The following is an 18,718-nucleotide window of genomic DNA, read 5'->3' on the forward strand; positions in this document are numbered from 1 at the left end:
GTCAGCGTGCCGTCATTGTTCAACGTCGCATTGCCCGAGTTGGTGGTGTTCGAGGCCAGTTCGGCCCCCGCATCAACGGTCAAAGTGGCATTGCCACGGTTCGTGGTGCCACCCGATGCCGTCAGCGTCCCGGTGTTCACATCCAGCGCACCTGCGTTGGTGATGGTGGTGTCGACAGTCGCCGCCCCATCAAAGTCAGCGTCCGCACCTAGATTGTTATCGAGGCTGGTCAGCGAACCGCCGTTCACATTCAGATCGCCCGCGTTGGTGACAGCGCCATCAACGTCGCCGGTTGCAGTGATGTCCGTGACGCCGCCGCTTTGGTTATCAAGCGTGCCCGTCAACGTCCCGTCGACGTTCAAATCGCCACCCGACTGGTTCACCGTGTTCGACGCCAACGCCGCACCCGCATCAATCGTCAGCGCACCGCCACTCTCGTTGGTGGTGCCGCCCGAAGCGGTCAGCGTGCCGGTGTTCACATCCAGCGCACCTGCGTTGGTGATCGTGGTGTCAACCGTCACCGCCCCGTCAAAGTCCGCATCGCCGCCTGTGTTGTTATCAAGGCTGGTCAGCGACCCGCCATCAACATTCAAATCACCCGCGTTGGTGACTGCTCCGTCCACATCGCTGCCCGCGTTCAGGTTCGCAGTGGCGTTGTTGGTCAGCGTGCCCGTCAGCGTGCCGTCATTGTTCAACGTCGCATTGCCCGAGTTGGTGGTGTTCGAGGCCAGTTCGGCCCCCGCATCAACGGTCAAAGTGGCATTGCCACGGTTCGTGGTGCCACCCGATGCAGTCAGCGTCCCGGTGTTCACATCCAACGCACCAGTGTTGGTGATGGTGGTATCGACAGTCGCCGCACCATCAAAGTCCGCATCACCGCGCGCGTTGTTATCAAGGCTGGTCAGCGACCCACCGTTGACGTTCAGATCACCAGTGTTGGTGACCGCACCGTCAACATCACCGGCTGCGGTGATGTCAGTGACGCCGCCGTTTCGGTTGAATAGCGTACCAGTTAACGTCCCGTCGACGTTCAAATCGCCGCCCGACCGGTTCAACGTGTTCGACGCCAGCACCGCGCCGGAATCAATCGTCAACGCACCGCCACTCTCGTTTGTGGTGCCGCCCGAAGCGGTCAACGTGCCGGTGTTCACATCCAGCGTACCTGCGTTGGTGATCGTGGTATCAACCGTCACCGCCCCATCAAAGTCCGCGTCACCGCCTGTGTTGTTATCAAGGCTCGCCAAAGACCCGCCATCAACGTTCAGATCGCCAGTGTTGATGACCGCACCGTCAACGTCGCTGCCTGCATTCAGGTTTGCAGTGCCCGCATTGGTCAACGCACCGGTCAACGTCCCGTCGAGGGTGGCAGTGCCTGAAGCATTGGTCAGGCCAGACGCACCGACGCCTGTCACATCGACATTGGACCCTGTTGCGACGGTAACAGTTCCTCCATCGTTGACGAATGTCCCCGTCCCGCCCGTGGTGACGGTGACGGTGGTGCCCGCGCCACCATTGAAGTTGATGGATCCAGCGTTCGAGATACCTTCGTTTCCGGCCCCGTCAGTATCCGCAGCCAAGGTGCCATCGCCATTAAAGACGAAGGACCCGGTCGCAAGATTGTTGATGGCACCTGCGTCCATCACCGTACCGCCATCGGCTACATTCGTCGCCGCTGCGTTGTTGATCGTATTGCCCGTCCCGGCCAGCGTCGCATTCGCACCGACATTGATCGAACCACTTTCATTTTCGATGGTATCCGCGCTTAGCGTTTGGCCATCCGCAATGTTGGTGGTGCCGTTGTTGGTAAAGACGCCGGTCACAGTCGAAGCCGAGGAAACTTCAACCGTGGCGTCGTTTGCGACACTTCCAACCGAACCGCCATTCAGGGTGAAGGTGCCTGCGTTGATATCAGCAAGACCTGTGATGGTGCCCGTGTTCTCAAACGTACCAGCAGCGTTGATCAACGCGCCAACCGTACCGGCATTGCTTGAACCTATGCCAGAATTGGTAAGTGTCCCGGTGACGGATCCCGTGCTGGTAACATCGACATCACCAGTCGAACTGAGATCATTATTCACGGTTCCGCTAATTGTGCCGCCCACGGTGGTTGCGCCACCCGTCGCGGTGAACGAAGACCCGTTGGTCACGTTCAGATCACCCTGCGTGATGTTCAGCGCACCACCGATTGTGGTGGTGCCATCGACGGTGGTTGATGATCCTGCACTTGCCGTTTGCGTGTAATTGCCAGTGACAGAGACAACTCCATTCAGCGTCGCGGAACCATTGTTGATGACGTTTCCATCCACAGTACCGGCGTTCACAACCAAAGCCGCACCACTGTCGTTGGTGACATTCGAGGCCAGCGTGGCCCCTGCATTAACCGTCAACGCACCGCCACTCTCGTTGGTGGTGCCGCCCGAAGCGGTCAGCGTCCCGGTGTTCACATCCAGCGCACCTTCGTTGGTGATCGTGGTGTCAACCGTCACCGCGCCGTCAAAGTCAGCGTCCGCCCCTAGGTTGTTATCGAGGCTGGTCAGCGACCCGCCCGTCACATTCAGATCGCCGTTGTTGGTCAGCGCGCCGTCAACATCACCCGCAGCCGTGATGTCAGTGATACCACCCGTTTGGTTGGTCAGCGTGCCGGTCAAAGTCCCGTCGATGTTCAGATCACCGCCCGATTGGTTCACCGTGTTCGACGCCAGCGCCGCACCCGCATCAATCGTCAGCGCACCATCCATTCTGTTGGTCGTGCCGCCGGACGCCGTCAACGTGCCGCTGTTCACATCCAGCGTCGCGTTGCTGGCGTTGTTGATGGTGGTGTCCACCGTCACAGTACCGTCAAAATCCGCATCGCCGCCCGCGTTGTTTGCAAGGGTGCCCAACGACCCGCCATCAACGTTCAGATCGCCAAAGTTAAAGACCGTCCCGTCCACATCGCCAGTCGAACTGATGTCGGCAACAGCACCGTTTTGGTTGGTCAGCGGGCCGGTCAAAGTCCCGTCAATGTTCACATCGCCACCGCTCGAGTTCCCGAGAGTTGAGACCAGCGTGGCACCGGAATCGATGGTAAACACACCGCCGTTTGAGTTGATGGTGCTCAAAGCCGTCAACGTGCCACTGTTCACATCCAGCGCCGCTTGGTTGGTGAGGGTCGCATCAACCGTCACCGTACCGTCAAAATCCGCATCGCCGCCTGTGTTGTTGTTAAGGCTGCCCAAAGACCCGCCGTTCACATTCAGATCGCCCGCGTTGGTGACTGCTCCATCAACATCACTGCCCGCATTCAGGTTCGCAGTGGCGCTGTTGGTCAACGTGCCCGTCAGCGTGCCGTCATTGTTCAACGTCGCATTGCCCGAGTTGGTGGTGTTCGAGGCCAGTTCGGCCCCCGCATCAACGGTCAACGTGGCATTGCCTTGGTTCGTGGTGCCCCCCGATGCGGTCAGCGTGCCCGTGTTCACATCCAACGTCGCATTGTTGGTGTTCAGGATGGTGGTATCAACCGTCCCGCCGCCAGTGATGTCGACATCCCCGGTGTTGGAGTTGGTCAGCGAGGTCAAAGACCCGCCGTTAATGTTCAAATCACCGCGGTTCGTCACCGCACCGTCCACATCACCCGTGGCTGCGATGTCCGCAACACCTCCGTTTTGGTTATCAAGCGTGCCGGTCAACGTCCCGTCAACGTTCAGATCACCACCCGACTGGTTCACCGTGTTCGACGCCAGCGCCGCACCCGCATCGATGGTCAACGCACCGCCACTTTCGTTGGTGGTGCCACCCGATGCCGTCAGCGTCCCGGTGTTCACATCCAGCGCGCCTGCGTTGGTGATCGTGGTGTCGACAGTCGCCGCCCCATCAAAGTCAGCGTCCGCACCTGTGTTGTTATCAAGGCTGGCCAGCGACCCGCCATCGACGTTTAGATCACCGTTATTGGTGGTAGCTCCGTCAACGTCACCCATGGCAGTAACGTCCGTCACACCGCCGCTTTGGTTGGTCAGCGTGCCGGTCAACGTCCCGTCGATGTTCAAATCGCCGCTCGATTGGTTCACGGTGTTCGAGGCCAGCGTGGCACCGCTATCGATTGTTAGCACCCCATTCGTTCGGTTCGTGGTGCTGCTGGAAGCGGTCAACGTGCCGCTGTTCACATTTAGCGTCGAATTGCCGCTGTTGGTGATGGTGGTGTCAACCGTCACTATGCCGTCAAAATCCGCATCGCCGCCCGCATTGTTTGCAAGGCTCCCCAAAGACCCGCCATCAGCGTTCAGGTCGCCAAAGTTAAAGACCGTCCCGTCCACATCCCCGGTCGAACTGATGTCGGCAACAGCACCGTTTTGGTTGGTCAGCAGGCCTGTCAATGTCCCATCGATGTTCGCGTCAGCACCGTTCAAGTTCCCGAAGTTCGAGGAAAGCGTCGCCCCAGCATCAATCGTCAGCACACCACCGTTTAAGTTGTCTGTGTTCGTCGACACGGTCAATGTGCCCGTGTTCACATCCAGCGCGCCTGCGTTGGTGATGGTCGTACCCACCGTCACCGCGCCGTCAAAATCCGCATCGCCGCCGATACCGTTAACAAGGCTGTCCAGCGAGCCGCCATCCACATTGAGATCGCCAAGGTTGGTGACTACTCCGTCCGCATCACCCGTGGCCGTGATATCAGCGACACTGCCGCCTTGGTTGTTCAGGGCCCCAGTCAGTGTGCCATCAACGTTCAGATCTCCTAAGTTAAAGACCGTCCCGTCCACATCGCCGGTCGAACTGATGTCGACAACAGCGCCGCTTTGGTTGTTCAGGGTCCCAGTCAGCGTACCGTCAACGTTCAGATCGCCACCCGATTGGTTCACCGTGTTCGACGCCAGCGTGGCACCGGAATCAATCGTCAGCACACCGGTGCCTTCGTTGGTGGTACCGCCCGAAGCCGTCAACGTCCCAGTGTTTACATCCAGCGCACCTGCGTTGGTGATGGTGGTATCGACAGTCGCCGCCCCATCAAAGTCCGCATCGCCGCCTGCGTTGTTATCAAGGCTGTCCAAAGATCCGCCACCGACATTCAGATCACCCGCGTTGGTGACTGCTCCGTCAACGTCGCTGCCCACGTTCAGGTTCGCAGTGGCGTTGTTGGTCAGCGTGCCCGTCAGCATGCCGTCATTGTTCAACGTCGCATTGCCCGAGTTGGTGGTGTTCGAGGCCAGTTCGGCCCCCGCATCAACGGTCAAAGTGGCATTGCCACGGTTCGTGGTGCCCCCCGATGCGGTCAGCGTGCCCGTGTTCACATCCAGCGTCGCATTGTTGGTATTGAGGATGGTGGTATCAACCGTCCCGCCGCCAGTGATATCGACATCCCCGGTGTTGGAGTTGGTCAGCGAGGTCAAAGACCCACCGTTAATGTTCAAATCACCGCGGTTCGTCACCGCACCGTCCGCATCACCCGTGGCAGTGATGTCCAGAAGGCCGCCAGATTGGTTGTCGATGGTGCCGATATGATCGCCTCTGACTTCTAGGTCGCCTCCGTTCCCAATTGTGGTGGAGGAATCCAAAGACGCGCCATCGCGAATTACAAGTTCACCAGTACCGTTGACGGTCAATGTGTTCACATCGGATACACCGAACACAACAGTCCGATTGGTCGTATTATTGGTAATGGTGACGTCATCCGTTGAGATCGGCGAAACGCCTGTGTCCCAATTGCCGTCGTTTTCAAAGACGGCATTGGTTGTGCCAAGCCAATCAACCCCTTGCGCCTGTGCCGAGCTGCCGCCAATGACCACAGCAACGCCCGTCGCTAAAACGAAAATCAATTCGGTCGCGCGCCCTACTCTACAATGTTTGCGCAGGCTGCGTTGACGGATACCAGTTTGAATAAAGGTGCTACGAAAAACGGTCATAATATTACCTACGTAAATTTATCTTGAATTGATTTGACCATAAAGAACCACGTTGCGGTCGTACGAGCAAATCTTTTGCAATAGTTTATAAAGCAAACTGCCCGAAAAAAGCCCTTACTGTGGCCTTTGAGCACGCATTAGTTGTATGGATCGATGATGCATGTGATCCACGTTGTGGGCCTATGGTCCTGTGTTTCGAAACCCACAACATTTAGAAATGTCTTGCAGGAATCACAAAAGCCCGTAAAACACTTACGCTAGAGACTGAATAAAACGCCTTTTAACGTAACTCACGCAGGTCAGTTGGTTGTACCCGCCCAGTGTGACTATCGATGAAGGCCAATAAAACAAGCGCATATCAGCGTAAAGAACAACCGACGGACCTCCGTCAAAGGCAGAATCGCACGGGCAGCAAGTCCGGCGACACAGGACAGGCAGGACAACGCATGCAAAAGCATGTCACACGTATTGATACCCTCGTGGGTGCGCATGCCGCGCGTCTTTCTGAACGTTTGCAAGCACACCGCGAGCAACTGTTTCCCCCGGATGCCCAACGCACCTTGCGCACCTTCACCTCTGGCGAGGTCGCCGATCTACTCGGGGTCAAAGACGCGTATTTGCGCAAACTTCACCTTGATGGACGCGGTCCCGAGCCCGAAATCCGCGCAGGCGGGCGGCGCCACTACACGCCACAGAATATCCAAACCTTACGCGAAATGCTAGAAAAGGGGGCGAAAGCCCCCGGCACCTACCTGCCCGGACGACGCGAACAGGACGGTCTGCAAGTCATCACAGTGATCAATTTCAAAGGCGGTTCCGGCAAGACGACCACTGCGGCCCACCTTGCGCAGAAAATGGCGCTTGATGGCTACCGCGTTCTTGCCATCGACCTTGATCCGCAAGCATCCTTTTCAGCCCTTCACGGGTTCCAGCCGGAATTCGATCTGCTGGACGGAGGCACGATTTACGACGCAATCCGCTATGATGATCCTGTGCCGATCCAAAGCCTGATCCGCAAAACCTATTTCACAAACCTTGATATCATCCCCGGCAATCTTGACCTGATGGAATTCGAACACGAAACCCCCCGCGCTCTTGCTGCGCGGGAAGGCGCGATGTTCTTTACCCGTGTCGGGGCAGCCCTCGCAGATGTGGAAAACGACTACGATGTGGTGGTGATCGACTGTCCGCCACAACTTGGGTTCCTGACCATGTCGGCCCTGTCGGCCGCGACGGCGGTATTGGTCACAGTGCACCCGCAAATGCTTGATGTGATGTCGATGTGTCAATTCCTTTTGATGACCAGTAATCTGCTTGGCGTGGTCGCCGACGCAGGGGGCGACATGTCCTACGATTGGCTGCGATATGTGGTGACGCGCTATGAACCGGGTGACGGGCCACAAAACCAAATGGTGACGTTTATGCGCTCGCTCTTTGGCGATCATGTGCTTAACAACTCGGTGCTGAAATCCACTGCGATTTCGGACGCCGGCATCACAAAACAGACTCTATACGAGGTTGAAAAAGGCCAATTCACCCGCACCACCTATGACCGCGCGATGGAATCCATCAACGCAGTGAACGGCGAAATCGAAGGACTGGTGCAAGCCGCTTGGGGGCGCAATGGCACGTAAAAACCTGCTTCAGGGTCTTATGGCCGAAGGCGCAAAACCCGCCGAAATCGCGCCTGCTGCCAAACGGCCTCTCAAGGGCGCGATCGGCGCTGTTTCGCAATCTATCGAAGCGCTCAAGGCGCGCGCATTGCTTGACCTGGATCCGTTTCTGATCGACGCAGGCGGGCTTACGGACAGGCTAGAAAGCGACGACACCGAAGACGCGGCTTTGCTTGCCTCGATCCAAGATTACGGCCAACAAGTCCCTGTGCTTGTGCGGCCCCACCCCACCGATCCTGAACGCTATCAAATCGTCTATGGCCGACGCCGCGTGCTTGCGATGCGCGACCTTGGTCAGCCGGTAAAAGCGCTGCTGCGCGAGTTGGACGACAGTGCGCTTGTTATGGCGCAAGGTCAGGAAAACAATGCACGCCGCGGCCTGTCCTTCATCGAAAAGGCAAATTTTGCCGCCCAAATGCGCGACGCAGGCTATGACCGACGCGCCATGTGCGACGCGCTGGCCATCGACAAAACGGTTGTGTCACGGATGTTACAGATCGTGGACCGCATTGGTGCTGATCTGATCACCACAATCGGTGCAGCCCCCTCCGTAGGCCGCGACCGCTGGAGTGCACTCGCTAATAAACTGGAAACGGGTGACACAGACGCGGTGACGATGATCGACATGATCGCCACCAAGGGGACAACGACCAGCGACAGCAATGACCGCTTTGAAATCGCGATCCGGACTGGCGATGACACCACGCCCGCCGCGGCCAAACATACGGAGCCGGATGGGGGTTCAAAACCACGCGCCTCGCGACGCACAATCACAGGCACAAATTCTGGCGCACCGATCGCGCGCGCCATGATGGGCCACGACAAAGTCGTCCTTACCCTGCCCCGCGAAGGCGGCGGCGGGTTCGAAGATTGGCTTGTCGACCATCTTTCCGAAATTCACCGGACGTGGGTGGAAACCCGCGCCGATGAAGACACCGAGCAGTAAAAAACAACAGGAGGCACAGGACGGGCATAGCCGAAAAAACAAAGCCCCCCAGATCATAACGACCTGAGAGACTCCGATTTGGTTCTAGCACCTCCGAATCTACGCTTTCCATGAGTCGGCTGTCAACAACACCTGGCGGGTGAACGGTACTTTTTTGCCTTGTGATCAGCTTATGGAACGACTTTCAACGACGCCCTTTGGGCAGCGGCCGGTAACGCTTGGCCTTTTGCAGGCAACGGAACGGGCCGCCGACGTGCCTGCCCTGCCCCATATCGACAAGTGGGAACTGTTGCGCACGCTTTGCGATGCGCGCGAGGCCTATCAAATCACGGATCGCGAAATCGGCGTGCTCGAAGCACTGCTAAGTTTTCATCCTGGCAAGCTGTTGGGCGGCAACACTGACATGGTGGTGTTTCCCTCCAATCGCGCGCTGGCCCTGCGGTGTCACGGCATGGCCGAAAGCACTTTGCGCCGTCACCTCGCCCGTCTTGTCGATACAGGCCTGATCCTGCGTCACGACAGCCCCAACGGCAAACGCTACGCACGTCGTGATCCTAACGGCGAGCTTCTGCGTGCCTTTGGCTTTGATTTGCGACCCCTTCTGATACGCGCGCCCGAGATCGCCCAAGCTGCCGACGTTGCCCGCACCGCTGCCATCCGGCTACGAGACACGCGGGAACGTATCTCTTTGCACAAACGCGATGCGCATAAGTTGGCTCTCTATGGGCTAGAACAGGGTCACATAGGCCCCTGGGAGGCCTTGCTTGCCACCCTGCTTGATGTGACCCGTTTGATGCGCCGCAAGTTAACACTGTCTGAACTGACAGACATCGCCGAGACTGTTGAAAACGTATTGGACCAAGTGTTGAAACACGTCTCTAATGCAGAAGAAATGAGCGCCAATACCCACCATATTGAGCGCCAACATCAGAATTCAGATACAGAACCTTTTGATTCTGAAACTTGCTTGGGAAAAGACACTGTTGCAAATGTTGGTGATCCAACAGACCGACTTGCTAAACCTGCTACGTCCGATGTTTCTATCCCCTTACCCCTCGTTTTACGAGCCGTACCCGAAGCATTAGAATATGCGCAGGGTCCAGTCACTCGCTTTGACGACCTCGCGCGTTTGGGCGCCTTCTTGCGTGGAATGATTGGGATCAGCGCATCTGCTTGGGACGATGCCGTAGCGATTATGGGGCCAGAAGTCGCGGGCATAACCATTTGCTGTCTCGTCCAACGCATCAACGACATTCGTTCTCCGGGCGGTTATTTACGCCGCCTGACGCAACAGGCACAGATGGGGAAATATTCGGTTACCCGAGGGATCATGGCATTAATCCAACGTTCGCAAACATTAGAGATAGCAGGTTGACAGCTGTCAACAATTGGCTGTGCGCAGGAAAAGTTGACAGCTGTCAACTCTGCAACCCCTCGCGCACATTGCGGCAAAACTTGACCGAAAGCCTTGAAACCCGCAAAGTGTTTTCACGAGCAGTAAAATCGCCACGTTTCTACATATTTGAAGCGCAAGGCATCATATTAATACCGTCGAAACAGGACGGAACGGAAACGTCATTATGACAAAAACAGGGCCGAAAAAACGGATGCCGGTGTATCCTCAGGGTGGCGGAATTTATGTCCGGCTCAGATAAAGATGATGACGATTCTGATCGCACGATCTTTGGTCAAATCCTGCCAGAGACAAGACCTAGTCCTGTCCAGACTCCCTTGCATCAGGTGCGCGCACTGACACCTTCCGACGAAACCACCATTATTGGCGCAAAGTTACCTGACCCAACCCCACCTCCGCCGCTTCCGTCCGAATTGAAACGACAAGCGAAGGAGCAAAAATCTGAAGCTCTGCCTAAGCTGTCGCTAATGGCTGCGGCCCGCAGCTCGGGGCGTAATCTGACAAGCGGTTCTAACTCGATGATGACCGCGGCAGGGAGTATTCTCGGCCTGTTGGGACGGCTCCGCACCGGGATGGTCGAAATGCATGGCGCACCATTGCGGGATCATCTTCGCAGCGAAATTGCACGATTTTCCGACCTTTGCGAGACGGCGAAAATCAAACGCCGAGACATCGATGATGGGTGTTATGCTTTGGCTGCGACGTGCGATGACATTGCCATGATCTTGCCGGGGTCTGATCCCACGTTTTGGCGTGAACATGCATTGGTTAAAACTCTGTTTGATGATGATCGGCCCAGCACCGGTTTTTATGATCGGTACGAACTTCTTCTGACCAACCCTGGTAAACGTGCGGCACTGCTGGAACTGATGCTTGGTTGTCTTTCGCTTGGCTTTCAGGGGGACTACCGAGGTGCTTCTGATGGGCCGCGCGCATTGGCAACTCTTCGTAAGGCTGGGTATGAACGGTTGCGTAATGCCGTTCCGCGAACGCCCCCTGCCCTATCTAAAAAATGGAAGCCGGTGGTGTTGGCTGGTCGACGATTGCGGCCACTTTTGCCGCTGTGGATTGTGGCTGGAATTGCGGGCGCGATGGTTGTCGCATTATTTGCATCCTTCGCATGGATTCTGACTGGCGAAACGCAAAACACGCAAAACCGCATCATTTCCTTGCATCGCCCATTACCTGACATCGATATTGATCGCGTTCCTGTCCAAGATGTCCGCGCGGTCGTCGCATATGAGGCACCGCCAACTGGACAAATCGATCGCATCGCATCGTTTTTGGAAAATGAGATTTCTCAGGGTTTGACGACGATCGAGGAGGAAGGTGATTTTATCACCATTCGCCTTGGCGAAGCCCTAAGCTTTGGCCCAGGAGCGCCGACGCTGCAAACAACCAGTCCGGTTTTGTTACGTATTGGGCAAGTCCTTGAGGGCGAACGGGGCGTGATTATCATCGAGGGTCATAGCGACAATATCCCATTAAGCGGACGAGGGCGGTACAAAACCAACGAAGCATTGTCCGAAGCCCGCGCTGAAACCGTGTTGGAAGTGATCGCGCCTTTGTTGTCGGATCCGTCTCGATTGTCGGCGATTGGGGTAGGGCCGTCGAAACCGTTGGACACAACGAACACCCCGGCAGCGCGGGCCAAAAACCGACGCGTGGATATCCTTTTGCGTAAGGAGCAACAGTTGTGATTCGCGTGTTTTCTTGGTTATCGGCACTGATCACGACTCTTGGCGTGGTGTCGCTTTGTGTTGCTATATGGGTTGGATTGCCAATTTCGGGCATTACTTGGCTTTCTTTGGTGCCTGTGCGCATCGGGTTGATTGTCGCGATTTTATCGCTGCTTTTGCTTAGTGCCGTTTTGCGGTGGCAGGCGCGGCGAAAGGCAGCGGAGGATTTGGAAACCAGTTTGCTGGCGTCTCAGGCGGGTGATGGACCGTTGTTGGCTGAACGGATGCGCGCAGCCCTGTCGCGGCTGAAAAAGATTGGCGGTGCTGCCGCACTGTATGATTTGCCTTGGTACGTTTTGATCGGGCCACCCGGCGCTGGCAAGACAACTGCCCTTGTTCATTCCGGCCTTGATTTTCCCGGAGACCATGCCGCGTCAATCAGTGGGTTTGGAGGGACAAAGAACTGCGATTTTTGGTTCGCGCAAGAGGCGGTGATGATCGACACCGCCGGACGCTATACCACGCAGGACAGTGACGAAACGGCGGACCGAAACAGTTGGACTGCATTTTTGGGGCAGCTCAAGTCCGCGCGACCCGATCAACCGATCAATGGGGTGATCCTTGCCTTTTCCTGCGCGGACATGATGACCGAAACCGGGGATGGTTTGATCGCTCATGCGCAAACTGTACGCGCGCGATTGGCCGAGTTGAATGCAGCATTTAACACGCATGTTCCGGTCTATGTTATCTTTACCAAGGCTGACATGATCGCTGGCTTTCGCGAGTATTTCGGAAGCTTTGACGAAGATCGCCGTAAAGGTGTTTGGGGCGCGACATTTCAGACACGAAACCGCCGCACAGAGACACATCGTGCCGTCGCAAAAGAGTTCGAAACCCTTGTCGGACGGCTGTCAGATGAGGTCACAGATCGCCTGATGGAAGAAACCGACAGTGCCACGCGTATTGCGGTTTACGGGTTCCCCGAACAGATCGCATTGCTTGAACGCAATGTGACGTCTTTCCTAAGTGCGATATTTGAGAACCCGCAAAAAATCCACGCCATCCTGCGTGGGTTCTATTTTACGTCCGGGACCCAAGAGGGCACGCCGATTGACCAAGTTCTTGGTGCGATGAATGCGCGGGCAGGGGGCGGGCAGGCCGGCTTTTTGTCAGGTAAAGGGCGCAGCTATTTCCTGCATGATTTGTTGAAAAGGGTGATCTTTGCCGAACGCGATTGGGTTGGCTATGACCGAGGTCGTGTGATGCGCCGGGCGTTTGTGCGGGCGTCAGGCAAAGCAGCTATCGCCTTGGCCTGTGTGGCACTGATGGCGGTTCTTGGGATCAGCTTTTGGAAGAACGCCACCCTTGTGCGCGAAGTGGCTGGGCAGGCGCAGCTTTATGAACAACGAGCGGCCGCGTTTTTGGGACCGCAACAGGTGGACGACCCTGCCACCCGACCGCTTTTGCCTGCTTTGGGGACGATGCGGGCGATTCCTGCTGGTTACGCCAACCCGCGCTCGCAACCGTTTATTGAACAGGTGGGCCTGTCGCGTCGCGATGTTCTGGCCAGTGCCAATGTGCAGGCGTATTCCGATAGCCTAGAGCAGTTGTTACGCCCACGTATGATGTTGCAGGTCGAACGCGATCTGGCCCAGTTCATTGAGGCAGGGCGCAAGGTCGACGCCTATCGCGCGTTGAAAGTTTATATATTGCTCGCAAAGGAACAGGATGGTCGTGAAGACGATTTGGCCATCCAGAGTTACTTTGCCCAAAGTTGGGCCGAAGATTACATCGGTGCAGATGAAGAATATCGCGCAATAAATGCGCATCTTGCGGCGATGTTGGAATTGGACAGTCGCGCGACGCCTTTGGTGGCTGCCAATGGTGCTTTGATTGATCGTGCACGCGATGTGGTTGTTGATGTGTCCCCAGCTGAGCGCGCTTATGGCGCAGTGCGCAGTGCTGCGGGGACTTTGCCGTCTGTGAGTATGTTTGATCCTGTAGACGATACGTCTGGGCTTGGCACCTCGGATGGGCGGCCTTTGGCGAACTTGCAGGTGCCGGGCCTGTATAGTGCTGATGGCTATTGGGATTTCTTTGTGCCGGCTGTGGGCGATGCGGGTGCGCAGCTTGAACGCGATGCGTGGGTTTTGGGCCCTGCGGACACCGGTGCATTGGTGTCCGACGCGCAGTTGTCGACGGATTTATATGCGCTTTATGCCCGTGAATTCGAACGGGCGTGGCGTGGGGTTTTGGGACGTGTGGCTTTGGTGGATACGCTTGGCCAAATTGACCGTTTAGGGGATGCCGAAACATCAGCATTTGTGCGGCTAGCTGGGGCGATCAAGGCGCACACGAATTTATCTAATTCATTGAAATATAACGGTAATGTATCAGAGTTCGCTAAGGTACAGGTGGACGTCATCGAACGTCCTTTTCTGGATTGGCATGCGACGCCGTTTATAGAACATGCGCTGGCTTCAGTGCGCCAAGCACGCGAGGTGGCGCGTACGGGGCAGGGGGATTTGGCAGCAACTTTGCCTGATGACGCGCCATATCCGGCGACCATCGTGCGTTTATTAGGCCAAGTCCGTGAAGCATTGTCGCCGACCTTTGTGGATGCGCAACTGATGGCTTTGGATCAGACGCGGTGTGTGGCTGGTGGGCCGGCCGTCGGTGTTGGATTTGGCACGGTGTTCGGACCAGGTGGACAGATGGAGCGATTGGTTGCGTCAGTACCTGGCCCGGTGTCCACGCGGGCGCGCGATCGATTTGCGGCGGTGCGTGATGTAAGGGCCGCGTTTTTCGGACAGGGTGCGGAAGATCCTTTGGTTCTGTTTGGCATTCGTTTGATGGCCGTTAGCCCACCTATTGCGCTTGTGACGGTGCGTATTGGCGAACAAGTGCTGGACCTGACGCCGGGAGGCGCGTTTTTGCCTGTGCGTTGGACGGGTGGCGGATCTGTTGCGTTGTCGGTGCCGGATCAGCCGCCAATTGAACTGCCGGGTGGTGGGTGGTCTATTCTAACGTTGCTGAGCGGTGAAAGTTTGCAATCGCGCGGACCGTTGGCGCAGGTGTCCCATGATTTGGGGCCTTATACGGCGACTTTCAGACTTGAGTTTGGTGGGGCTGATGTCCCGTTTCTTATGCAGTCCTTTCAGGAGATCACGTGTCAAAACGCGATAAAATAGCGCTGTGAGTGCCGTTCTGTATGGCAAGCATCCGGGCTTTGGGGACTTTTTGTCCCTTGGGTTGGAACGGCGCGCGCAGGACGTGATCGAAACATGGCTGCAAGAGATGCTGCCCGCGACCCGCGAGATTTTGGCGTCTGCGTGGGAAGACAGTTGGGACATGGCACCCGATCTGCGGTTTTGGATCGGGCCGGATATTTTGGGCATGCCTTTGTGCGGAATATGGCGGGCGTCACGTGATCGCGTTGGGCGGCGCTATCCGTTGATGCTGGGGGCGGGTGGTGTTGTGACGCCGCCGCCTGTGCATGGCGTACATGACGCGGCAACATATGTGGCTCTAAGCGACCACTTAGACGCCATTGCGGACCGCACGGCGGAACAGGGCGATGCGCAAGGGCTGATCGAAGCGGCCAATCTGCCACCCGTTTCTGGAACGCCCTATGACGCAGACACAAAAGGTATGCTATGGGGGACGCGGAAGGACGATGATTTGGATCATTTGTTTCGCGATGCCATCGAGGCAGACGCCTTTTGTGCGCAGTATGGGCGCAGCCACTGGTGGCAGCCCGGCACAATGACGCATGAGGCAGGGTGGTTGTCTATAAATGGCCTTCCTGATGCGGAGGCGATGTGTTGGTTGCTGACAAGTCGCGTACGTGCAAGGCATGATGAGAGTGCACAGACCGACACAGAACAAGACGACGTAGGGAGCGGGCGGAGATGACGGACAGACGGGTGATGGCGACCGACGAGATGATGTCGTTTGAAACGACCCTGCGCACGGATGTGGGCTGTGTGCGTACGCTGAACGAAGATTCAGTAATGGCGGCACCGACTTCGGGGTTGTGGGTTGTGGCCGACGGGATGGGAGGCCACACGGCGGGTGATTTCGCGAGCCAGACCATCTGCAACGCTTTGGAAACCGTCGGGCTGCCCACTGGGGCAATGGATTTGCGCGCGCGTTTCATGGCGCGGTTGACAGCGGCCAACAGCACTATTCAAGCCAAAGCAGAAGAATTGGGCACTGGCACAATTGGATCCACCATCGTCGCGCTGCTGATCCAACAAGACCATTTTGCCTGCATCTGGTCCGGTGATAGTCGGATTTACCGGATGCGTGGCGATCAGTTGACCCGCATTACCCGCGATCACACCGAAGTGCAGGCGTTGCTTGATACAGGGGCCATCACTGCGGAACAGGCCGAAGACTGGCCGCGCAAAAACGTAATTACCCGCGCCATTGGCGTGACCGAACTGCCTGAGTGTGACATGGTGGAAGGAGCATTATTGGACGGTGATGTCTTTCTTTTGTGCTCTGACGGTTTGACGGAATATTTTGAAGACGCAGAGCTGGCAGATGTGCTGTACAGCGGGCTGACCGGTTCGTTAGAACCATTATGTGAACAATTGATATCCATGGCGTTGCTGCGGGGCGGAAAAGACAATGTGTCGGTGGTTATGGTGCGCTGTCACAAGACCGGTTTCCCTGCATTGGCGGTTGAAAGCGATTATCCCGAATTCAGGGGCGAGTTATGAGCGATAAGAAAGATCAACGCCTTGGCAATGGGCCCGAAGCAACGTCGGACGACGATGAGAAAACCATTTTGTTTCAACCTATTCCGAAGGCTGATCCTGCGCCCGAGGAAACAGACGTTGTTGCCGCGCCAGATGATGTGGCCGCTGTCGACGAAGACACGCCTGAAAGTGTGATTGAAGACGACGATGATCGCACGATTATGGCGTCTGATTTTGTTCCACCGGTTGCTGATGTCGCTGAGACGTCCAAAGACGTTGTGGACCCTGTACCGGAAGTATCTGCCGCTGTTGGTGCAGCTGCGGTGGCCGCAGCAGCGGCAGTTGATGACGACGATGATGACCGCACTGTCGTTGTTTCTGATGTGCGTCGCAAAACGACGGCCCCTGCCACACCATCTGAGGTGACGACGCCACCGCCCATGACCAATACCCCACCTGCGGGGGCAGGGACTGGACCGGCGACGATGACCAGCACGGCTTCGGTTATTCCACCTTCGCCGGGGGCTGCGCCAACCCCTTTAAGTTCGTTGGAACCGGGGACCATCATTAACAACATGTACCGGGTCGAAGAACGCTTGGATCAGGGCGGCATGGGTTCGGTCTTTCGTGGAACCGAGACAAGCACAGGCGAGAATGTCGCCATCAAGGTGATCCTACCCGAGATGGCCGAGGACGACAAAGTCACGGCCATGTTCCGGCGCGAAGCCCGCACAATGCGCCAGCTGCATCACGATGCGATCGTGCGGTACTTTGCCTATGTCCCACCCAATCAAACATTGAACCTGCACGCCATTATCATGGGGTTTATTGAGGGCACAAAACTGTCTGACGCCATCAAAGAAAACGGCGCTATGACACAAAGTCAGACCATTGATCTGACTATGAAGTTGGCCGACGGGCTGGACCGAGCCCACAACATTGGCGTTGTGCACCGCGATTTGTCGCCGGACAATGTGATGTTGCAGAACGGTGATCTAAGCAAACCTGTGCTGATTGATTTCGGGATTTCGCGCAGTGACAACGTCAAGGAAGCCACCATTGGCAACGAATTTGCGGGCAAGTTGAAGTATGTATCGCCCGAACAGATGGGCGCTTTTGGTGGGCAGGCCGAAGGGCCGAGCGATGTGTATTCGTTGGGTCTTTTGATGATCGGGATGTTAACGGGTACGCCGATGCCGATGGGTACCAATTTTGTTGAGGCGGTACAAAAGCGCCAGTCGGTGCCGGATCTGTCTTTCTTGCCCGAAGATTTTCAGGGTCTTGTGGGCCATATGCTGCAACCTGATCCAAAGGAACGGTTGCCTTCGATGGCGGCTGTGATCGAAGAGCTGCGCGTTCTGAAGGGTGAAACCGGTCTGGGGACTGGGCGGCCACGATATACCAAGCCACCTGTTGAAGATCGTGTTGTACCGGGTCTGCAATCCGTCCCGATGGCGGCGCGCAGTTCGACAAGTTCGCCAAGCACCATGCCGCCCGCCGAACGGGTCGAGGAGAAATCCGGTGGCAAGGGGTTGTTTGTTGGCTTTGGCTTGGTTGCGTTGCTGGCGGCTGGGGCGGCAGCATTTTTCCTGATGGGTGATGGTTTGCCCAGTGTTGGCGGTGAAGAACCTGTGACCGCCGGAACCGTCGAAGAAGGCCTTGCGCGTGTTGAAGGCACGCGTGCCGCGTTTTTGGCTGAGGCTGTGCCAGAGGTTTGTACCTTTGCGGGATTGCGGTCGCAGGGGCCGAATGCGGGCCTAATTGAGGGGTTTGGACGTGACTTGGCGCCTTTGCAGGACTTGGGTTCTGCTTTTGGTGCGCAGTTCGGATCCAACCCTGAGGTGGTCCCCCGTGGCATCAACGAGTCGCAATGCGCCGTTCTTGACCTTGTTAAATCCTTCCAGGGCACACAAGGGGCCGGCATTGAGCTGGCCTTGTCCGAGAACACGATGTCGCGCGCCAATGGCGTGCTGGGCACAGTGCATGGCAGCGCGGGCCGACAGAATTGGCTGGCGCTGGTTGATCCCAATGGGCAGGTGTTTTCGCTGATGCGTCAGTTGGATGATCCTATCGGTGATGAACGGCGCTTTTCTTTCCGTTTGCCGTCGGCCGCGCCGGGGATTTACATGGTTGTGGCCTTGGCGTCCGATGCGCCGCTTGTGCGCGCTGGTGCGATGCAGGACGGAACCTTGGCTGATACGATCCTGCCATTGATGACGCGCGAATTGGCGTTAGACGGGCAGGGGGCTGTCGACATCGCCTATCTGGAATTGACTCGCTAAATCAGCGTGTGGCGTCAGATTTAAACAGGACCCTGTTTGACCTGAATGGATCGTCGCATTGCGGCGGATTCAAAGGGTATTTGCAAAAATGCACAGTGAGACAGTTATGAGTGACATAAGATCGCCGTTGCGGCATCGG

9 protein-coding genes are annotated in these 18,718 nt (G+C 56.8%); 8 read left to right on the forward strand and 1 reads right to left on the reverse strand.

The window, feature by feature from the left end:
• Positions 1 to 5,879, reverse strand: a 5,879-nt coding sequence (locus ABJF76_RS19355) for a beta strand repeat-containing protein (RefSeq protein WP_413822641.1), incomplete at its 3' end; no start/stop codon positions are given.
• Between the two features lie 446 nt (positions 5,880 to 6,325).
• Between ABJF76_RS19355 and repA the strand changes: the two genes are divergently transcribed.
• The 8 genes from repA (at position 6,326) to ABJF76_RS19395 (ending at position 18,579) form a co-directional block, all read left to right on the forward strand.
• A complete protein-coding gene (gene repA, locus ABJF76_RS19360) occupies positions 6,326 to 7,513 on the forward strand; it encodes a plasmid partitioning protein RepA (protein WP_413819979.1) in 1,188 nt (395 codons plus the stop codon).
• Entirely contained in the window at positions 7,503 to 8,498 is a 996-nt protein-coding gene (repB, locus tag ABJF76_RS19365) for a plasmid partitioning protein RepB (protein ID WP_413819978.1), read from the forward strand. Before repA ends, repB begins: the two co-directional genes overlap by 11 nt.
• A 172-nt stretch (positions 8,499 to 8,670) precedes the next feature.
• Entirely contained in the window at positions 8,671 to 9,873 is a 1,203-nt protein-coding gene (repC, locus tag ABJF76_RS19370; protein ID WP_413819977.1) for a plasmid replication protein RepC, read from the forward strand.
• Between the two features lie 263 nt (positions 9,874 to 10,136).
• A complete protein-coding gene (icmH, locus tag ABJF76_RS19375; protein ID WP_413819976.1) occupies positions 10,137 to 11,612 on the forward strand; it encodes a type IVB secretion system protein IcmH/DotU in 1,476 nt (491 codons plus the stop codon).
• Positions 11,609 to 14,782: a type VI secretion system membrane subunit TssM gene (gene tssM / locus ABJF76_RS19380; protein WP_413819975.1), complete on the forward strand. Its 3,174-nt coding sequence runs from the start codon at positions 11,609 to 11,611 to the stop codon at positions 14,780 to 14,782. Before icmH ends, tssM begins: the two co-directional genes overlap by 4 nt.
• Before the next feature lie 4 nt (positions 14,783 to 14,786).
• Complete coding sequence (gene tagF, locus ABJF76_RS19385; RefSeq protein ID WP_413819974.1) at positions 14,787 to 15,506, forward strand: type VI secretion system-associated protein TagF; 720 nt, start codon at positions 14,787 to 14,789, stop codon at positions 15,504 to 15,506.
• Positions 15,503 to 16,318 carry a PP2C family protein-serine/threonine phosphatase gene (locus ABJF76_RS19390; protein ID WP_413819973.1) on the forward strand — a complete coding sequence of 272 codons (816 nt, stop codon included), beginning with the start codon at positions 15,503 to 15,505 and terminating at the stop codon, positions 16,316 to 16,318. The genes tagF and ABJF76_RS19390 overlap by 4 nt, the downstream gene beginning before the upstream one ends.
• Positions 16,315 to 18,579 carry a serine/threonine-protein kinase gene (locus ABJF76_RS19395; RefSeq protein ID WP_413819972.1) on the forward strand — a complete coding sequence of 755 codons (2,265 nt, stop codon included), beginning with the start codon at positions 16,315 to 16,317 and terminating at the stop codon, positions 18,577 to 18,579. Before ABJF76_RS19390 ends, ABJF76_RS19395 begins: the two co-directional genes overlap by 4 nt.
• Positions 18,580 to 18,718: the final 139 nt, after the last annotated feature.

The sequence above is a fragment of the Tateyamaria sp. genome (genome assembly GCF_039940735.1).
Classification (GTDB): Bacteria; Pseudomonadota; Alphaproteobacteria; order Rhodobacterales; family Rhodobacteraceae; genus Tateyamaria.